Source organism: Nostoc sp. (assembly GCF_036917315.1).
Classification (GTDB): domain Bacteria; phylum Cyanobacteriota; class Cyanobacteriia; order Cyanobacteriales; family Nostocaceae; genus Nostoc.
Window position 1 is genome coordinate 43899 of sequence record NZ_JBALDR010000020.1, and the last position, 18814, is coordinate 62712.

14 protein-coding genes, 1 tRNA gene and 2 pseudogenes are annotated in these 18814 nt (G+C 42.5%); 5 read left to right on the top strand and 12 right to left on the bottom strand.

Annotated features, from left to right (window positions below; genetic code table 11):
* Nucleotides 1–487: 487 nt before the first annotated feature.
* Together V7K84_RS10830 and V7K84_RS10835 are read right to left on the bottom strand one after the other, a co-directional pair.
* Nucleotides 488–1306, bottom strand: a pseudogene (locus V7K84_RS10830) (ISLre2 family transposase); the annotation flags it as partial.
* 38 nt (nucleotides 1307–1344) lie between these two features.
* Nucleotides 1345–2563: pseudogene (locus tag V7K84_RS10835) on the bottom strand (ISAs1 family transposase).
* A gap of 130 nt (nucleotides 2564–2693) precedes the next feature.
* On the opposite strand from V7K84_RS10835, the gene V7K84_RS10840 reads away from it, so the two are divergent.
* Entirely contained in the window at nucleotides 2694–4898 is a 2205-nt protein-coding gene (locus tag V7K84_RS10840; RefSeq protein ID WP_334837978.1) for a CHAT domain-containing protein, read from the top strand.
* Nucleotides 4899–5193: 295 nt separating this feature from the next.
* Nucleotides 5194–5322: a hypothetical protein gene (locus V7K84_RS10845; protein WP_334837980.1), complete on the top strand. Its 129-nt coding sequence runs from the start codon at nucleotides 5194–5196 to the stop codon at nucleotides 5320–5322.
* Between the two features lie 312 nt (nucleotides 5323–5634).
* Here V7K84_RS10845 and V7K84_RS10850 read toward each other — a convergent pair whose 3' ends face one another.
* The 4 genes from V7K84_RS10850 to V7K84_RS10865 form a co-directional block, all read right to left on the bottom strand.
* Nucleotides 5635–6882: a tyrosine-type recombinase/integrase gene (locus V7K84_RS10850; RefSeq protein WP_334837982.1), complete on the bottom strand. Its 1248-nt coding sequence runs from the start codon at nucleotides 6880–6882 to the stop codon at nucleotides 5635–5637.
* A 233-nt stretch (nucleotides 6883–7115) separates the two neighbouring features.
* Nucleotides 7116–7186, bottom strand: a tRNA-Cys gene (locus V7K84_RS10855).
* Nucleotides 7187–7366: 180 nt separating this feature from the next.
* Nucleotides 7367–7957 carry a chromophore lyase CpcT/CpeT gene (locus tag V7K84_RS10860; protein ID WP_334837984.1) on the bottom strand — a complete coding sequence of 197 codons (591 nt, stop codon included), beginning with the start codon at nucleotides 7955–7957 and terminating at the stop codon, nucleotides 7367–7369.
* Nucleotides 7958–8199: 242 nt separating this feature from the next.
* Nucleotides 8200–8415: a hypothetical protein gene (locus V7K84_RS10865; protein WP_334837986.1), complete on the bottom strand. Its 216-nt coding sequence runs from the start codon at nucleotides 8413–8415 to the stop codon at nucleotides 8200–8202.
* A gap of 64 nt (nucleotides 8416–8479) precedes the next feature.
* On the opposite strand from V7K84_RS10865, the gene V7K84_RS10870 reads away from it, so the two are divergent.
* Nucleotides 8480–9706, top strand: a complete 1227-nt coding sequence (locus V7K84_RS10870) for a tetratricopeptide repeat protein (protein ID WP_334837988.1) — start codon at nucleotides 8480–8482, stop codon at nucleotides 9704–9706.
* A 64-nt stretch (nucleotides 9707–9770) separates the two neighbouring features.
* Nucleotides 9771–10517, top strand: a complete 747-nt coding sequence (locus V7K84_RS10875) for a Uma2 family endonuclease (protein ID WP_334837990.1) — start codon at nucleotides 9771–9773, stop codon at nucleotides 10515–10517.
* A 3-nt stretch (nucleotides 10518–10520) separates the two neighbouring features.
* Here the strand turns inward: V7K84_RS10875 and V7K84_RS10880 are convergent, their stop codons facing one another.
* The 6 genes from V7K84_RS10880 to V7K84_RS10905 all read right to left on the bottom strand — a co-directional run bounded on the left by V7K84_RS10880 (nucleotide 10521) and on the right by V7K84_RS10905 (nucleotide 16847).
* A complete protein-coding gene (locus V7K84_RS10880; protein ID WP_334837992.1) occupies nucleotides 10521–10895 on the bottom strand; it encodes a hypothetical protein in 375 nt (124 codons plus the stop codon).
* Nucleotides 10896–10899: 4 nt separating this feature from the next.
* Entirely contained in the window at nucleotides 10900–14109 is a 3210-nt protein-coding gene (locus V7K84_RS10885; protein WP_334837994.1) for a tetratricopeptide repeat protein, read from the bottom strand.
* Nucleotides 14110–14523: 414 nt separating this feature from the next.
* Complete coding sequence (locus tag V7K84_RS10890; RefSeq protein ID WP_334837996.1) at nucleotides 14524–15531, bottom strand: aldo/keto reductase; 1008 nt, start codon at nucleotides 15529–15531, stop codon at nucleotides 14524–14526.
* A gap of 111 nt (nucleotides 15532–15642) precedes the next feature.
* On the bottom strand, nucleotides 15643–16167 hold the full coding sequence (locus V7K84_RS10895) for a hypothetical protein (RefSeq protein WP_334837997.1): 525 nt from the start codon (nucleotides 16165–16167) through the stop codon (nucleotides 15643–15645).
* Between the two features lie 44 nt (nucleotides 16168–16211).
* A complete protein-coding gene (locus V7K84_RS10900; protein ID WP_334837998.1) occupies nucleotides 16212–16379 on the bottom strand; it encodes a hypothetical protein in 168 nt (55 codons plus the stop codon).
* A 156-nt stretch (nucleotides 16380–16535) separates the two neighbouring features.
* Nucleotides 16536–16847, bottom strand: a complete 312-nt coding sequence (locus V7K84_RS10905; protein ID WP_289798627.1) for an RNA recognition motif domain-containing protein — start codon at nucleotides 16845–16847, stop codon at nucleotides 16536–16538.
* A gap of 403 nt (nucleotides 16848–17250) precedes the next feature.
* On the opposite strand from V7K84_RS10905, the gene ilvA reads away from it, so the two are divergent.
* Nucleotides 17251–18762: a threonine ammonia-lyase, biosynthetic gene (ilvA, locus tag V7K84_RS10910; protein ID WP_094352236.1), complete on the top strand. Its 1512-nt coding sequence runs from the start codon at nucleotides 17251–17253 to the stop codon at nucleotides 18760–18762.
* The last annotated feature ends 52 nt before the right edge of the window (nucleotides 18763–18814 follow it).

The following is an 18814-nucleotide window of genomic DNA, read 5'->3' on the forward strand; positions in this document are numbered from 1 at the left end:
GTAAGTGGAATCATGTAACTTAAACTTCTATCTAAAGAATGATTGCTAGGCTAGAACAGCTTGAAATATGAATAAGCATTAGATATGCATACAATAGTAACATTCTAGGAGTTACGCATTGACAAAAATCTCATTCATGTGTACTAAACAGCACAAATAGTGGTAGGATTTTTTACAATATAATCACGCACAACTAAAGTAAATAAGTTCCTTTGCAATTCATACCAATTAGAAATGGGAGCAACGCGATTTGGTGAGGTCGGATCAAAAACCAGCGATCGCTAAAACTTACATTTCTGCATGAGGTGATTTTATTTGCAATTAACATACGTAATTGCACGATAAATTATCTTGATGAGATATCTCAAAAAGATTGCTAGTAAGTTATTTGACGATTATTTCCAAATATATCTGCAATAAATCTGTAAGACTTGGTATCAATTATGGCAGTAAATCAATTAAATGCCGAATTGAAGTATAAAATTTATCAGGCACTTTGGGGTTTGATAAACGAATTAAAGATAGAGTCAGAAAAATTATCCCAACTTTTAGCTATCCATTGACAACGGAGGTGCAACATAATTTCTGCGTTATCTTGAAGCCAAAATTTACTATTACCTTTCATCCGTAAATTAACAACTTGACGAATTAAACTTTCAACAGCACCACTACCAAGAGGAAGTTTTTTAGATGCAACTTCATTATATTTTAAAAGCCTCCGCCGGTAAGCTTTTAAAATATAGTTTCGCTCTCGTACCAAAATTTTAAGACGCTCTCCAGTTGCCCCAGAGATAAATTCATCCATGTTTCTGATTAAATTTAGTGTTTGACCTTTCTTTAAAGTTTTTCGCGCTTTTTTAAACCACTGTTGTCGCTCATTATTTGTGCTAATTGCAGCATCAGCAAAGTCTTGTAAATGTGATGCTGCGTGATAAAAGTCTAATAATTTATAAGTTTCAAGTGGGCATTTTAATTTTTTTAGTAAAGGAGGAATGTGTATCCATATCCACTCTGCCCCATCAGCAATCAATAACACCTGCTTGGCTTCACTTATACCCAAATTTACCAAATACATCTCTAAAATTTTGAGGAATTCTTTATAACCGGAATACGTGCCATCATTAGTAATAGGTATTGCCGATGTTCTAATTTTTTTACCTTGGTCATTTACTACATAAATTGTTAGTAACTTTGGCTCCATCCATTCACCAACAAAGCCATGACGGTTTGTTTTGTTACTGCGTCTACCTTTTTTATTGAACCTAATTTTAGTTCTTCCACCATCTACAGCGATCACAACTCGCTCAGGGTTAGCGCGTCTCAAACCCTATTGACAGTGGGATTCTAGGAGAGGATTGAATTTGAGAGAGATGCGGCTAACACAGAAAGCATATACCGATCATTCATAGCGGCTCGCCGTGACTTTTGGCGAATACTGCGGCGGAAAGATGATTCTCGCTCTAAGGCATTAAGAGCAATGCGACGTAGCAAAGAAAAATTCTGTGGACTATGCAGAGAACGAATTCGACATTCATCCTCACCGAAGGTGACATCCAATGTCCAATGAACAGAGTTTTCAATACCCCAATGTTGTCGAATAGCACTGCCAATTTTATTAGCATCGCTGGCGAGACTAGTGATGTAAAATTGCACCTCGTGGGTAGTTTTATTCCAATGTTGAATCGAACGCACTACCATCACTACTGTTGTTATTCCTGCCCATAAATCTTGTTCATGAAGTCCAGGAAGTTGTGGCACTGGCACAGTGTAAACCTGACGATTCTCGATGCGATGATGTCCTTTTTCTATGCGTTGACTTATACTCACATCAACATCTTTAAACCCAAGAGAGAGGGAAGTCTCAAACCAATTCTTGACTTGCTGGTGCAGTTTGGGGTGATTATCTTTGAGGCTCAAAATGTAATCAGAATCAGCTGCGATAATTTTCTGGGCAATGGATTTTTGCGTCCCCATTGCATCAATAGTAATGATGCAGCCAGATATATCTAGCATTTCTAATAATGCTGGAATCGCGGTGAAGTCAAAAGGATTTGTCAGTGACCTTTGTTTGTCCCAAGACCAAACGATGTTCACTCGACCAGGCACTGACAGTGTGTAAGGCTTTTAACTGGGATTCTCGGTCATATGAGCCTCTATGATTTTTGCCATCTATGGCTACTACTTCTACTCCTAATTTCTCAACCAATGATTGAACCCACTGCCGAAAACATTTCTCAAATTCTTTGGGGTTAATTTTCTCAAATACTCTTCTAAAAGTGTCTGGACTGGGTATTCCCTCTGGCAGTTCTAGAAATGTCTCCAACCACTCTTGTTTATTGAGTCCATACTCCTCGATATCTTCCCAACCTTGCCCTCCTGCAATTACTGCCAAAATCGCTATGGTGATGATATCGGTCAGTGAATGCCATCTCGTCCTTTCTACTCTGGGGTCTTTGATTTCTGTGAAGTATTTCTGAAACTTAGTGGTAATGTCTTTGCTATCTATGCTGGGTGCAAAAGATGCTTTGGTTTTGCTTTTCTTGTTCTCAAATCCTGTTGACATTACTCGAACCTTGCACCTAGATGGATTAAATCTTACCCTAGCTCGGATAGTGTCACTTTTAACCCAACTTTGCCAATCAGGCAAGTCCGCTTGTCAATAGGGTTTGAGACGCGCTAACCCTGCAAGTACGATGAATAACTTAGCGGTTATTTATGATTTTCAAGGGCGTTATCAACAAGCAGAAGAACTCCATTTAGAAACATTGAGACTGAGAAAGTCATTACTAGGAGAAGAACACCCACAAATCGCTAATAGTCTGAATAATCTGGGAGAGTTATATTTTTCGCTGGGGCGCTATGAAGAAACACAACAAAAGTATGTAGAAACTTTGGCAATGAGAAAACGCCTGTTGGGAGATGAACATCCTGATGTTGCATTTAGCTTAAATAATCTCGCAACGGTGTTAGCTGCGACTAACCGCCCAGATGAAGCTTTATCTCATCGCATCGAAGCCAGTAACATCAATGACAAGATTATTCGTAATATATTTGCTTTTAGTTCCGAAAGCGATCGCCTGGTCTTTCTGCAAAAAATCAGAAATAACTTTGACTTATTTCTCTCCTTAGTCTGCAACCATCTTGCTGATTCAGATAAAGCAAAACTTGCAGCCTTAGATTTTGTTCTCAAACGTAAAGCCTTAACCGCCTCAGCGCTGGCGGCTCAAAATGAAGCATTTTACAATGGCCGCTACCCGCATCTAACAGAAAAATTCCGTCAACTGCGCGATTTGAGCAATCAAATTATCCATCTGACTTTTGCAGTTCCCAAAACAGATGACTTAGCTACATACCAAGATAATTTGAGACAACTGCAAAACACACATAACAACTTACAAAAACAATTAGCGGCGGAAGTTCCAGAAATTCAACTATCTGAGCAAGTTTTTGATTGTCAGGCGATTGCCGCAGCATTACCTTCTGATTCTATTTTGGTTGAGTTTGTCCGCTTTGACTTATTCGATTTTCAGGCAATTTCGGCGAATGGAGAAACACAATGGCATCCAGCACGGTATCTAGCATTTATCTTAACAGCCGGAAAACTAGATACTGTACAGATGATAGATTTAGGCGCAGCTGATACTATCGACAGACTAATTATTGCCTTTCGCTTAGAAGCATCCGACTATACTCACCCCACATTAGCCTGGGGTAAAGATAGTCAAGCACCAAAACTACACATCAAATCATACAATTCCACAGATGCTATGCAACTAACTCAAGCACTGTTTAACCCTATCCGGGACTGTGTGAAAGATTGCAAACATCTTATCATTGCACCCGATGGTAACTTAAACTTAGTGCCATTTCAAATATTGCCGATTGATGCCACAGGCTCACGTCTATTAATGGATGATTACACCATCAGTTATCTCAGTGTCGGGCGAGAAATTCTCCGTAGCCAAGTTCAGCCACCCACAGCTTTTATTTCGACACCATTAATCATTGCCGATCCTGATTTTGATTTAACAGCAGATGCAGCCACAGATCGAGAAGCTGGCAATACAACAGCACCAAAAATACCAGAATTACTTACTACTCTCACCACAAAAGGCTTGTTCCGCGCTCCAGGGACAAGGTTTTTGGGGGAAAGTGTAGCGAAAAAACTGCCCGATGCCAAATTATACTTAGGCGCAGAAGCACTAGAAACCCGCCTGACAACTAGCGAGTGTCCCAGTATCATGCTAATTGCGACTCATGGCTTATTCCAAAGCGATTCCCAGACGCAACCAGTCACCTTGAGGCGCAACCTATTAAACATGGAAGGACTGCGAACAACCAAGGTAGAAAATCCCATGTTGCGTTCTGGGCTGGCGTTAGCGGGTGCTAATACAAGGCTTGCTGGTGGGAGACTTCCTCAAGCAGCAGGTAAAGGCTTTGTTTTTGCCCAAGATATTGCCAGTTTAGATTTGTGGGCGAATGAATTGACGGTTCTTTCTGCCTGCGATACTGCCAGAGGAGATATTAAAATTGGCGAAGGTGTGTTTGGCTTGCGTCGCGCTTTCGCAGTGGCAGGTACAAAAACTCTGGTGATGAGCCTATGGTCTGTTCCTGATAAAGTAACTGCCTTACTGATGGAGCGTTTTTTTGATAACTTGCAGTCTGGCATGAGTCGGTCTGAGGCGTTACATTCTGCTCAAAATTATATACGTAGAATTACAGTTAAGCAATTGCGCGAATCAGCTTTGGGTCTGGAAGTGCTAAAGGAACTTTTAGCGGTCAAAGAGTTATCTGTCAATACTAAAATTGATTGTCAAGAAAAAGACACACCATTAGAACATCCCTTTTACTGGGGAGCATGGATTTGTCAGGGAAATACAGATCCATTGGTTAACTAAGGGTAGAAGTGGACAAGCTATCATTAATCGCTACTTTTACCTCAATTACAAATATACAAGTGCAGCGATCGCTTGAGCAAAATTCACAATCAATCTTCCTGGGAAGCTGAAGCTTGTTCTTTAGCCACAGCCTCAGCAATAACCTGCCGCAACCACTCGGAACGATTGGGCTTGTTTCGCACGTAGGCATCTAAATCTTCTGGGAGCATCACATATATAGGTTTTGTATCACATTTAACACTTACTTAATTTGTTACCAATGAGCCTGGGGTGAACCTGAATTTCTCTGGTATCTTTGCCACCTTTAGTGTTGTATGCCCTGATGATCGGCTTGGGACGAACCCCTAGTGCCAATAACATCTCTTTTGAGCAAAGTGCAGCTTTCGTTGATTTGGGTGGCAGTATAAAGGCAGACACCGAATAATATCATGTCCGGTTAAAGACTTATCATTAAGACCGCAGAGGTGCAGAGGTGCAGAGGTGCAGAGGTGCAGAGGTGCAGAGGGGAGGGGTTTTTGGGTTTTCTGCATAGAGAAAGGGAATTATAACTAATTAGCCGAACATGATATAAAGCGCGATCGCGTCCTTGTGTTATTTACACAAATGCTAAGAGTTAATGGACAAGGCGATCATAAGTAGCAGCATTCGATGCAAAAGCTACTTTTATCAGATTACCGTATTTTCTGATTAACACAATTGCTTTGTAGGCGATCGCCTATATTTTGATTCAACAAATTTATAGTTCTGGCACCTGTAGGTTACGTTTATTACCTGCGTAATGCTTGTAAATAATTTCTGGAGAGTTACCAACCCACCTTCCTACATCCTTCGCATCAATATCAGCTTCCAGGCAAAGAGTAATAAAAGTGTGTCTGCATTGGTAAGGTTTGCGATATTCGCTTACTACACCCTGTTTTACAAGTTGAGTTACGATTCCATCTATATGTGTACCACGGTGATTTTTGTAACCTTTCCAGGCATGATTGAGAAAATCTCCAAAGTCTACTATGCCGCCTTTCTTGCTTCTAAAGATAAAATCATCTGGGTTACAGTTCTCAGGTTTGATAGAGTCTAAAATTTCACGTTGCTGATTATTAATCGGAAAACGCCTTTGGCTTTGAGTTTTTAATCCATCTTTGAGAGCTAACCCTTTAGTACTGATGGTAATTGCTTGCTCAAAGGTAATGTATTTATCACTGATATGCTTCCATTGTAGAGCGATCGCTTCTGATGGTCTGCACCCAGTAAAAAATAATAATTTTACTAAAGGAGCATAGTAGTTGTAGAGTTTGCTCTCCTCAAATGCTTGAATTATGCTATCTCGTTCTTCCTTAGTGAAGGGATTAATTTCATATTCTGCCGATTCTGACTTCGGTATTTGAATATCTTTTGCCATACTTGGAAAGGGATTTGATTCAATTAGCTGACTCTTGAGTGCCCAATTACAGCAAGCATTAATATTTGTCAAAGTACGTTTAGCTGCATTAGCACTGAGATGTGCAACTAAATAGTCTCGAATTGCGATCGCATCATCTAAAGTTTTAGTTGGTAACTTAGCAATGTGATTGCGATACTTGCGGTAGTCAACCGCATAAGTAGAAGGACTAACCTGTGGTTTTTTAAACTCAGCGTATTTTTCCCATAATTCTCCCAAGTCTGGTTGGGGGTTAGGTGAAAGGGTAATTGGGGTAATTGGGGTAATTGGGGTAAAGGTGCTTAATGATGCTGCTGGTTTGTACTTAACTAAACTGGCATCAAACTCTCCATAGTCAATATCCCTCTGGATTTTTGTCGCTAAAGCCGATGCTTGATGTCTTCCAAAAGGTGTATCGTCGTGCCTTGTTGAAAGATAGAAACGTTTGGTTTTTAGCTCTCCAGTCGGCGTAATAATGGGATGAGAAAAAACTAATTGGAGGCTGCCGTTAGAGTTCTTAATCTGCACTGAACCCCGACGGGCAATACTTTGAGATTTTTGAGATTCCATAAGGGTAATTAACTGGGGTAAATACCTTTATCCTTCCACTTTACCCCAGTTTTACCCCAGAAATCCTTATTGGGGTAAAAACCTCTACCTTACATTTTTACCCCAGTTTTACCCCAGTTCTTTACCCAAACTACCCAAAATTACCCCAAAAATATTGGAAGGCTCTAAAAACAAGCCCTATAACTACCATTAAAAAAGGGCTTCAAAGCCCTGTAATGCTTATATTTCTTTGAAGGCGGCACCCGGATTTGAACCGGGGGTGGAGGTTTTGCAGACCTCTGCCTTACCACTTGGCTATGCCGCCACAGCAAGATTCCCTGAACTACTTTAATGTTGCTAAGGTATCTTAGTTGTCATTTAGTAGCCATAGGACGCTAGTTAAACCATGATAGCATAGGATTCTGAGGTAGAGATAGTGGGTTAACTGGATGTTTCTGGTAGTCTTTAAGCGATCGCTAGAAAATTCCGATCGCAGGTTGACTTATTACACCTTCACTTCATCGGCAAAGTTACTCCAACGGACAAAGTGAAATGGGCCGGCGATGGAACCCCACAGACGTTCGTCGGTGTCTAAATCTCTTCCCCGGTCGAGGCTGAAAAATTCTTTAGCGTCAATCTCAAATTCGTTATCTAGATAAGTATTTTTGCCGTCACGAACTACTATGCAGCCTTTACCAGGTTCAACTCTGCCTTTGAAGCTTTTACCTGTCCACTCTACAATCATGCTACAACCTGACATTTTTTCCAATTGGTCAACAGACAACTCTTTGAGGCGTTCGGGTTCACGAGATGCACCGTAAAATTTTTGTTCTTCTTTAACTGTGTAGTGTTCAATCGCAATGTGGTTTTCTGCCGGAATCAACTTCATTACCCGCATCCGGTAGGGTTGATTGAGCATAAAATCATAAGCTTGTTCGAGAAATAAACTTACGCCTGAGAACAACTCTAAGGGAAGGGGACGGATACACACGCGGATGTGGGCATAAAAAGGCGGATTTTCAAAAGCTTGTTCTTGATTGCTAAAGTCAGCTGCCATCCAGCGGGCTAAGGTGGCGATATCAGTAGAATGAGTCATTACAAAACGATCGACTAGTTGCTTAAATATGATCTAGGATTATTTTGACACTCCCCTGACTCAAAAATCCTAGTTGCGATCGCAATTTTTAAACTATATCTACGATGGATGCTCTGACTGGAGAAAATTAGGCTGCTTCAGTACAAGTTAAACTGCTGACATCTTGTACTTAACAAGTAGAATTCGTTAGGCATTTATTTTGGCAAAATTCGCACTTACTGTATCCTGAAGCCACGTAGCTCTCAGCCTGGATTTCTCACGCATAGTGTAGGCTTCAGGGGAAGAGGAGTGTGGGGAGTGTGGGGAGTGTGGGGAGTCTGGGGGGTAAGACTTCTTCCCCATCCTCCCACACCTCCCACACCTCCCACACCCCTTGGATTTCTCACTTCTTGTGAGAAATCCAGGTCAGGCAGACTTTTCTTGTAAAGCTGGAGAAAAGCTGGAGAATAGTTAGTCAATAATAGGCATGGGGATAATTGCTAATTATCTCATGCAAATCATTCAAGGCAAAGTAAAGTACTCATGCTCAGGCACTTAATTGCGATCGCTACTGCCACTATACTCTTTAGCAATTCTTTAACGCTGGCAAAGAGTAAACCGCCGAAACCACCCGATCAATTTCCTCCTAGCCCTCTAGAGATTATCACACCCGATCCACTGTCACCGCGATCGCCCAAGGATAAACAACCGTTAACTCCCCAAGAACGGCAAAAGTTAGAACCAGCGTTAGATGCGTTAAATCAAGCAGCGGCGGCGAAACTGCAAGCAGGTGAACAAGTTGCGGCGTTTGAAATTTGGAACCGAGAATTACGTTTGCGGCGCTTTTTAGGTTCATTAGCAGAGGTGCAAGCATTATCACGAGTTGGCGCGATCGCTTGGAAGCTAAACGACGGACAAGAAGTACAATATATTACGGAACGATTGCAAGCGATTCAAAAGCAAGCCCAATCTCAGAAAAAAAACGTCCCAATCGATCTAGAATTGTGGCGATCGCTAGGTGAAGCTTACAAAAATGTGCGATCGTCTAAACTGGCTATAGAAGCTTACAACCAAGTTTTGCTAGTAGTGCGACAACAACAAGATCGAGCAGCGGTATTAGAAACCCTCAAAACACTTGGAGAACTGCATTTGAGTTGGTTTGATTATCGCAAGGCTGCGCCAATCTACGAGGAATTGTTGAGTTTAGCGACATCTCAAGGCGATCGTGTAAACGAGGTAACATATCTGCAACAACTGGCTTATATTTACGAGCAGACAAGCCAACCACAACAGTCATTGAATGTACTTAACAAACTAGCAGAAATTTACGTCAATGAAAATAAGCTTACGGAAATACCAGAATTAAAGCTAGCGATCGCTTCAGATTACGAATCTCTAGCCAAGAAAGATCCTAACTTACTGCTAGAAGCTTTTAATAATTATCAAGAAGCTTATACCACTGCTTGGCAATTAAAGGAGTACGTTCGGGCTGGTGATGCTTTGCAGAAGTTAATTGCGCTGTATCGTTCCCAAGGACAAACACAAGAGGCTTTGCAGGCTAGCGAAATTCTGGTGCAGATACAGGCGCAAGCTGCCAACTTTTACGGAATGATGCAAGCTTATGACCAAATTGGGCAATTGTATCTAGAACGTAAAGAATTTCCTCAAGCACTAACAGCTTTTCAACAAGGGTTAAAACTGGCGCAACAACTCAAACATCAAGAAGCATACTTTACTGGGCAAATTGCAAAACTGTCGAAATCAAATTAACTGAAATTTCTGCGATCGCTTAACATAAAAATACCCGTCACGCCTAACCACAAGGTGAAAAGCTATGTCAGAAACTACCCTAGCTGCACCAGATATTCAACTCCCACCCACCCAAGCAGAATTACCATACGATGACGGTATTCCGATGGAAAGCCCACGACACAAAGCCCAGATGGATTTGCTGATAGATGCTTTGATACCTTGGTTGGAAGAACGAGAGGATGGGTTTATCGGTGGTAATATGTTCGTTTACTACAGTCTGGCTCAGGTGCGAAACAAACACTTTAAAGGGCCAGACTTTTTTGTTGTGTTGGGAGTCCCGAAAGGAGAACGTCGCAGTTGGGTGGTTTGGGAAGAGGAGAAAGCACCAGATGTAGTCATTGAGTTGCTTTCTGACAGCACAGCCCAAGCAGACAAAAATCAGAAAAAGCTAATTTATCAAAATCAAATGCGTGTGCCAGAATATTTCTGGTATGACCCTTTTAACTTTAATGATTTGGCTGGTTTTTCTAATGAAAAAGGAGCTTATCAACCTATTGCAGTCAATAATCAAAATCAGTTAGTGAGTCAATCTTTAGGATTAGGATTGCAGTTGTGGCAGGGAAGTTATAAAGGCATTGATGCTACTTGGTTACGCTGGGCAAATTTGGCAGGGGAATTGCTGCCAACTCCTGAAGAAAAGGAACGTCAAAGGGCAGACAAGGCAGAGTTGCAGTTATTACAAACTGCACGCAACTTATTTGAGTCTGGGATGACACTAGAACAGGTAGCGAAGTTAACAGGTTTGAATGTATCTGAGATAGAAACGTAGAACTCAGAAGATTTGCTCCTGAATGCGTTCTTTTCTCAACTTATCTATAAAGATATTAATATCAAAATTTTCTGGTAATTCTGCCTCTACAACTAAAATTCCTTCTTTTCGATAAATATTTGGTTGGTTAAGAGCCAGTACATTGGTCATCTCAGAGTTTTGTTGAGTATGTTCTTCAGTGACTTGGTGACTCAGCGTATCATTTTTTTCTGCAATAGCTTGCAAAACAAACTGCTCAGTCGAAATTTCCTGATTGCTTGCCCATTTTTCAATCTTTTGTTGGAGTTGGAGAGGAAAGTTCGTAGACGTAAATATAATTAATGCTCCAATTGTAAAAGGCGATCGCCTACGACGGGTTACGCCTACGCGCAAAGCCAATGTTTTAATTACGAATTAGTTGTTTAAGCGATCGCCACAGCCGGGAAAACGGTAGAATTGCGATCGCTCTTAAGATTTGGACTAACTGAGCTAACCGACGTTTCCAGATAGCACGGGGAGTAGACTGGCGTTGCAGGATTGCTAGATTTTCTCGAATTGTCGCTGTACTGGGATGATTAACTCCTAAAATGCGATCGGACATTGCCAAGGCTTGGGTGTAAAGGGGTTCGGCTTCGCTGTACCGCCCTTGACTTTTGTAGAGTAAAGCTAAATTGTTTAAGCTACTAGCCACATCGGGATGGTCGCCATCAAACAGCCGCCTATACATCTCTAAGGCTTCGTTATAGAGGGGTTCAGCTTCGCTGTACCGCTCTTGGCTATAGTAAACTAAAGCTAAATTGTTCAAGCTATAAGCTACGTTAGGATGGTCGCCATCAAACAGGCGCTTTCTCATTGCCAAGGCTTCGTTATAGAGGGGTTCAGCTTCGCTGTACCGCTCTTGGCTATAGTAAACTAAAGCTAAATTGTTCAAGCTAGTAGCTACGTTAGGATGGTCGCCATCAAACAGGCGCTTTCTCATTGCCAACGCTTGGTTGTAGAGGGGTTCGGCTTGGTAGTACCGTCCTTTGGTATAGTAGAGTACTGCTAAATTGTTCAAGCTATCAGCCACATCGGCATGGTCGCCATCAAACAGGCGCTTTCTCATTGCCAACGCTTGGTTGTAGAGGGGTTCGGCTTGGTAGTACTGCCCTTGGCTATCGTAGAGTAAAGCTAAATTCTTCAAGCTATCAGCAACATCGGCATGGTCGCCATCAAACAGGCGTTTTCTTATCTCCAAGGCTTGGGTGTAGAGGGGTTCGGCTTCGCTGTACCGCCCTTGGCTATCGTAGAGTACACCTAAACCGTTCAAGCTATCAGCCACATCGGCATGGTCGCCATCAAACAGGCGTTTTCTTATCTCCAAGGCTTGGGTGTAGAGGGGTTCGGCTTCGCTGTACCGTCCTTGGCTATAGTAGAGTACTGCTAAACTGTTCAAGCTATTAGCCACATCGGGATGGTCGCCCTCAAACAGGCGTTTCCTTATATCCAAGGCTTGGTTGTAGAGGGGTTCGGCTTCGCTGTACCGCCCTTGGCTATCGTAGAGTAAAGCTAAATTGTTTAAGCTATCAGCCACCTTGAGATGGTCGCCCTCAAACAGGCGTTTCCTTATATCCAAGGCTTGGTTGTAGAGGGGTTCGGCTTCGCTATACCCTTTTGGGCTATAGTAGAGTAAAGCTAAATTGTTCAAGCTATCAGCCACATCAGGATGGTCGCCATCAAATAGATGCTTTCTCATTTCCAGAGCTTGGTTGTAGAGGAGTTCAGCTTCGCTGTACCGCCCTTGGCTATAGTAAAATACTGCTAAATTGTTCAAGCTATCAGCCACATCGGGATGGTTGCCATCAAATAGACGCTTTCTCATTTCCAGAGCTTGGTTGTAGAGGAGTTCAGCTTCGCTGTACCGCCCTTGGCTATAGTAAAATACTGCTAAATCGTTCAAGCTATAAGCCACATCGGGATGGTCGCCATTAAATAGGCGCTTTCTCATTGCCAGAGCTTGGTTATAGAGGGGTTCGGCTTCGTTGTACCGCCCTTGGCTTTTGTAGAGTAAAGCTAAATTGTTCAAGCTATCAGCCACATCGGGATGGTTGCCATTAAACAGGCGCTTTGTCATTGCTAACGCTTGGTTATAGAGGGGTTCGGCTTCGCTGTACCGCCTTTGGCTATAGTAGAGTAAAGCTAAACCGTTCAAGCTATCAGCCACATCGGGATGGTCGCCATTAAACAGGCGCTTTCTCATTGCCAGAGCTTGGTTGTAAAGGGGTTCGGCTTCGCTGTACCGCCTTTGGCTATAGTAGAGTAAAGCTAAACCGTTCAAGCTATCAGCCATATTGGGATGGTCGCCATCAAACAGGCGCTTTGTCATTGCTAACGCTTGATTGTAAAGGGGTTCAGCTTCGCTGTACCGCCCTTGGCTATAGTAGAGTACCGCTAAACTGTTCAAGCTGGTAGCCACATTGGGATGGTCGCCATCAAACAGGCGCTTTGTCATTTCTAACGCTTGGTTGTAGACGGGTTCGGCTTTGGTGTACTGCTCTTGGCTATAGTAAAGTTCTGCTAAATTGTTCAAGCTACTAGCCACATCGGGATGGTCGCCTGCAAACAGAGCTTGGCAAACATTCACACATTCTTCACGCCAAGGTTCTGCTAATTGATATAATCTTTGTCCTTCGTAAAATCTTCCTATCCCCACAAATATCCAAATTACTTCATCACTGGGGACTGATGCTAGAGAAATTATTTGTGCCTCTCTTGGTTCCCTTATCTCTGCAATTAAACGTTTTCCCAGGTCTTCAAGATGAGGAACAATATCCCTCACGCCTTCGATATCCTCAGAAGTGGGTGAAGTGGGAAGGCTTTGGGCTTTGGCTATCATGGCAGTCGCAAAGGTTGTTTCCAAAACTGATTGCATCTCGCCAGACGCAGCTAACTGCTCTTGCAAAAACCTCCGCACTAAGCTATCAATTTTATAATATCCTTCTCTATCTTCTACCAGTTGCAGCAAGTTGCCCTTGTAAAGTTGCTTTTTGGCCTCGTTTAATTCATTTTCTGACCAAGTTAGCTGTCTTGCTTCTTCTTGATTCTTTTTTTCGCCTTCCTCATCTTCTCCTCCACCTGTCGCTACCCACAAAACCAAATCCCAAAGAATTAGTTGGGGAGAAAATAAACTCAACAATTTTCCTAGTTGTTGCGCCAGTGGATCAAGTTCTTTCCAAGCTAAAGTAAGATTTTCAATATTTCCTGTCTCATTTGGCATTACTACCTGACCAATTTTATCTGCCAATTTTTGCAGGTTAGGCATAGCCAGAATTTCAGCAAGTTTAGGATTTGGTTCCGCTTTAGCTGCTGCGGCCAATTCTTGTACAGCTTGAGCCACTTCAGGATTAGCTTTGGCAGCCGATTCAACCTCTAGTACAGCTTTGCCATAATCGAGTGGTTGTTCTGGTGCTTTCTCGATCGCAGCTACAGTATAAGGAGAATGTTTTTTGAGTGTAACAAGAAACTTGCCAGTCTTATCCCATACAGCTTCACTTACTTTTTCGCCAGTTTTTTCTAAGGCTTTAGTGGCAATTATAGAGCCGATCGCGATCGCCGCAGTTTCAAGTATCATCATCCTGCCTTGACTATGTGTATTTTATTTACTTATTAACACACCGCTTTTGTTCTAAATTCCGCAACTAAGTTAAAAAACCTAGATTTAACTCAGTGTTACAGATTTTGCAGAGTTCAGCATTACTTGCTCAATTAATTGCCTGTGATATCTAGGTTTTTTAAATTGAAACCAGTTGTCGTTACTAAACATCGCCACTAATATCAGGCTTTAAATTACTAAAATAACGAGTTTAGTTACTAGCACTACGATTTTTGTTACAAACATCATTATTTTCGTTACAATATTGTTAATTTTTTAGTAAAATAACGAATTTAGTTACCACCACTACGATTTTCGTTACAAACATCGTTATTTTAGTTGATATTGCTGGGTCTATCGTTACATTTAATACTGTTCAAATTCAGCAACCTTGAATCACTTAGTTTGAAAGATATTTTGTACCATTTTTTTGTCTGAATTTGCCGCCGCCTTATCCAACTCTGCAATCTCACCAGCGTCTAATTGCCAACCCAACGCCCCAAGATTCTCCTTCGCTTGCTCTACGCTCTTTGCTCCAGGGATGGGAATAGTTCCTTTACAGATGCACCAATTAATTGCTACCTGTGACATAGTTTTGTTTCTGAACTGTGCCACCTCTCGCAAACATTCCAAAAGCGATTTACCAGCAGAAGCCGTTCCGCCTCTACGCATTCCTGATAATATTTGCTTAAATAACAGACCTCGAATGCCTTTAGGCAAAGGGCCTTGCTCAGAGTATTTTCCTGTCAGTAGTCCCAAAGCTAGAGGGCTGTAAGCAATCAATTTAATGTCTAACTCATCACAAAGGTCTTTGAGCTTGAGTTGGGTGACAGGATATGTAGATAACAGAGAGTATTGAACTTGCAGAGTTGTAATCGGAACGCCTCGTTCGGCGAATTTCTTCTGCACTCGCATCAGCCGTTTCGGCCCATAATTGGATAATCCCACGCCCTTAACCAGTCTTTGCTCATACAAATCGGCAAGACCATCTAAAAGTCCTTCTTCTTGCCAAGGAGCATAGTTTGCTGTTGACCAATGCATCTGTACCAAATCAACATTTTTTCCCAAGCGTTGAGCAGATGACTGGCAAGCCTTTACCATTGATTGACGCGTCCATCTCCACGGGTAAGCAGCAAGCTTAGTCGCAATACAAATATTTTCTTTGCCTGAACCTACATATTCTCGGTTGAATTGTCCCAGAAGCAACTCACTCCGACCATTCAATCTCCCAGTTCCGTATGAATCACCTGTATCAAATAAAGTTACACCGTTGCTTACACAAAGGTTAAAGACGGCTTGCAACTGCTCATCCATACTTTCGTCATATCCCCAAAGCAGTTGGTTGCCCCAAGCCCAAGTGCCGCAGCCCATGCTTGGGAGTGAGAGTTTTTGGAGAGTCTGCATCTTTGCTGTTTGTAGATTGCCTTATTAATTATCAGGCATATATAGCAGTCCGAAATCATTCGTGAAAATTTGAGATATTTATAACCACCCTGTAGTCTTGATTCATTAATTTCAACTTGACAGGCTGCTATTAGGGAACATGGTCGGATTTGCCAAGAGCCAAGCTTTTTGAGTCCAGGCGTTATTAAATAACCCCACCTCTGACACGTTTAATTCAAATGAATGGGGTGGTGATTCTAGCAACAAAGGCGAACCTTTATCATAGGCCTCAACTAAGTTAACTATCCAGGGAAGAAAGTCTAAAATTTCTTTTGGTAATACAGTTAACTCAAAATCCCACATCAAATTCATACCTCGGCAGACTTGTCCTTTTCTGGTCACTGTCACTCTACCAGCACTTTTGTTAATAGCCACTCGCAGAATGAATGGGCGGAATGGGACAAATTCATCGGGTGCTGTATAAGCGTATACATTTATATAGTTGAGTCTCTGCCTACTATCCATCCAAGATGCGATCGGTGAATTACTACTATAAGATGTACCAGTTATAAGTACTGGCATACTCATCGCAGCAGCAAAGTTAGAGTAGAACTTATGCCTTAGTTCGTTAACAATATGTTTAGCTTCTGGGGTCATTGTTGCTACACCGATTACAAAAACGATACCTGCGGTAAGCTACCCTAACGCATGGCTTCATAAGAATTATTTCCTAAAACCTCCTGCATCACTTCTCTACGAGAGGCTGCACAACTCTTGGAGACGCTGCGCGTAGCTTGCTTCCCCGGAGGGGTACGACTACGCTCTGTTACCACGCCAACGACTACGCTCAGGACAAGCTCTGTTACCACCTGCTCTCTGACTTGAAAGTGCTGAGTGCTGTTAAGCGGATAGCTAAGGTTTAGCCCGTGCTGAGTGCTGAGTCAAAATACCAGTCCCAAAACGCAAAAAAGGCAGACTCCTTGTCTGCCCTTTAGACCTGAGAGTTAAATTTTTGGCTTTAGACCTTAATAGCGGCCACCACCACCGCCACCGCCACCATAGCCTCCTCGTCTACCACCAGAGGAACCGCCATCTGTTTTGGGCTTGGCTTTATTAACTTTTAAGCTTCGACCCATCCATTCAGCGTTATCAAGGGCATCAATCGCCGCTTGTTCTTGTGCGTCTGATTCCAATTCCACAAACCCGAAACCTCTCATCCGACCTGTTTCTCGGTCGACAGGCAATTGAACATTTTTTACAGTTCCATATTCTGCAAAGACTTGCCGGAGGTCATCTTCTTTAACCTCATAAGATAGATTGCCGACGTAAATTGACATAGAATGTCTCCAGAATCAAAGGGTGTAGAGATTTAGATCCGGAGAGGTCTGTAATACAAGTATATATAAAAACAAACTGTACAGCCGAATTTCATCTTCCACGCATACTTTAACATAAATGGAGAAGTTATGTTCGTAAGTAACACTATACTTAATCTGTCGATCTAAGTACTCAGATAGTTGGCAAAACTAGTTTCAAATCAACCTACCAGCGATCGCATGAAATTTGCAGCGATCGAAAAGTTTCCATAACTGAACTTATTTATCTTCAAAGAATATTAATTGGTAATTTTTAGATTTTGTTCAATCAAAATTTCGAGAGAGAACAAACCAATAAAACCAGTGCGATCGCTTGTAACGTAAAATTAGTTTCCATCCAGCATTTGCTAACACCTTGACGCCCATGTTTTGCGACTACCTCATCCAAATTTTGACTGCCCGTGTATATGATGTTGCCCAGGAAACACCACTGGAGTATGCTCCAAATTTGTCTGCGCGGCTGAATAATCAACTCTTGTTAAAACGTGAGGATATGCAGTCAGTATTTTCCTTTAAACTGCGGGGTGCTTATAACAAGATGGTGCAACTGCCGCCAGATATATTGGCCCAGGGTGTAATTGCCGCGTCTGCGGGGAACCATGCTCAGGGAGTCGCCCTGGCAGCCAATCGCTTGGGAACCAAAGCAATTATCGTCATGCCAGTAACCACACCTCAAGTGAAGGTGGATGCGGTGAGAATGAGGGGCGGAGCAGTGGTGTTACATGGAAACACTTATGACGATGCTTATAGCTATGCGCGTGAATTAGAAGTAGAAAAAGGATTGACTTTTATTCATCCCTTTGACGATCCCCATGTAATTGCTGGACAGGGAACAATCGGGATGGAAATTTTACGGCAACATCAGCAACCCATCCATGCAATTTTTGTGGCAATTGGAGGGGGCGGATTAATTTCTGGGATTGGGGCTTATGTAAAACGGTTGCGTCCCGAAATCAAGATTATTGGTGTTGAACCAGTAGATGCTGATGCTATGTCTCAATCACTTAAAGCCGGACATCGGGTGCGCTTGTCTCAAGTGGGGTTATTTGCTGATGGCGTAGCGGTGCGGGAAGTAGGTGAAGAAACCTTCCGTTTATGTCAGCAGTATGTAGATGAAATTATTTTGGTGGATACAGACGATACTTGCGCTGCGATTAAAGACGTATTTGAGGATACGCGCTCCATTTTAGAACCAGCGGGTGCATTAGCGATCGCAGCTGCCAAAGCCTACGCCGAACGAGAACAAATCGAGGGACAAACCTTAATTGCTGTCGCCTGTGGTGCAAACATGAATTTCGATCGCCTTCGTTTTGTGGCAGAACGGGCAGAGTTCGGCGAACGTCGCGAAGCGATCTTTGCAGTCACAATTCCAGAGCAACGGGGAAGTATTCGCCAGTTTTGTGAATGTATTGGCAACCGTAATCTGACCGAGTTTAATTATCGTATTGCCGATGAAAAAACAGCCCATATTTTTGTCGGCGTGCAAATTCAAAATCGTGCCGATGCTGTCAAGATGGTAGAAACCTTTGAAGCTCATGGATTTGAAACCCTTGATTTAACCGACGACGAACTAACTAAACTACATCTGCGGCACATGGTGGGTGGACACTCTCCCCTAGCTAACAATGAATTACTCTACCGTTTTGAGTTTCCCGAACGTCCCGGCGCATTGATGAAATTTGTTACTTCCATGAGTCCCGACTGGAATATTAGTCTTTTTCACTACCGCAACAACGGCGCAGACTACGGACGAATCGTTGTTGGTATCCAAGTTCCCCCCCACGAAATGGAAGATTGGCAAGCTTTTCTCGATCGCCTGGGCTATCGCTATTGGGATGAGAATAAGAATCCGGCATACAAGCTGTTTTTGGGATAGGTGGGTAGTGAAGAAGGGAATAGGTTACAGGTTACAGGGTACAGGGTTACAG

Excerpts from the sequence above, each read along its gene's own strand:
- V7K84_RS10895 (WP_334837997.1), bottom strand. The coding sequence starts at position 16,167 with ATGACCCCAGAAGCTAAACATATTGTTAACGAACTAAGGCATAAGTTC.
- V7K84_RS10885 (WP_334837994.1), bottom strand. The coding sequence starts at position 14,109 with ATGATGATACTTGAAACTGCGGCGATCGCGATCGGCTCTATAATTGCC.
- V7K84_RS10870 (WP_334837988.1), top strand. The coding sequence starts at position 8,480 with ATGCTCAGGCACTTAATTGCGATCGCTACTGCCACTATACTCTTTAGC.
- V7K84_RS10860 (WP_334837984.1), bottom strand. The coding sequence starts at position 7,957 with ATGACTCATTCTACTGATATCGCCACCTTAGCCCGCTGGATGGCAGCT.
- V7K84_RS10890 (WP_334837996.1), bottom strand. The coding sequence starts at position 15,531 with ATGCAGACTCTCCAAAAACTCTCACTCCCAAGCATGGGCTGCGGCACT.
- V7K84_RS10875 (WP_334837990.1), top strand. The coding sequence starts at position 9,771 with ATGTCAGAAACTACCCTAGCTGCACCAGATATTCAACTCCCACCCACC.
- V7K84_RS10905 (WP_289798627.1), bottom strand. The coding sequence starts at position 16,847 with ATGTCAATTTACGTCGGCAATCTATCTTATGAGGTTAAAGAAGATGAC.
- V7K84_RS10850 (WP_334837982.1), bottom strand. The coding sequence starts at position 6,882 with ATGGAATCTCAAAAATCTCAAAGTATTGCCCGTCGGGGTTCAGTGCAG.
- ilvA (WP_094352236.1), top strand. The coding sequence starts at position 17,251 with ATGTTTTGCGACTACCTCATCCAAATTTTGACTGCCCGTGTATATGAT.
- V7K84_RS10840 (WP_334837978.1), top strand. The coding sequence starts at position 2,694 with ATGAATAACTTAGCGGTTATTTATGATTTTCAAGGGCGTTATCAACAA.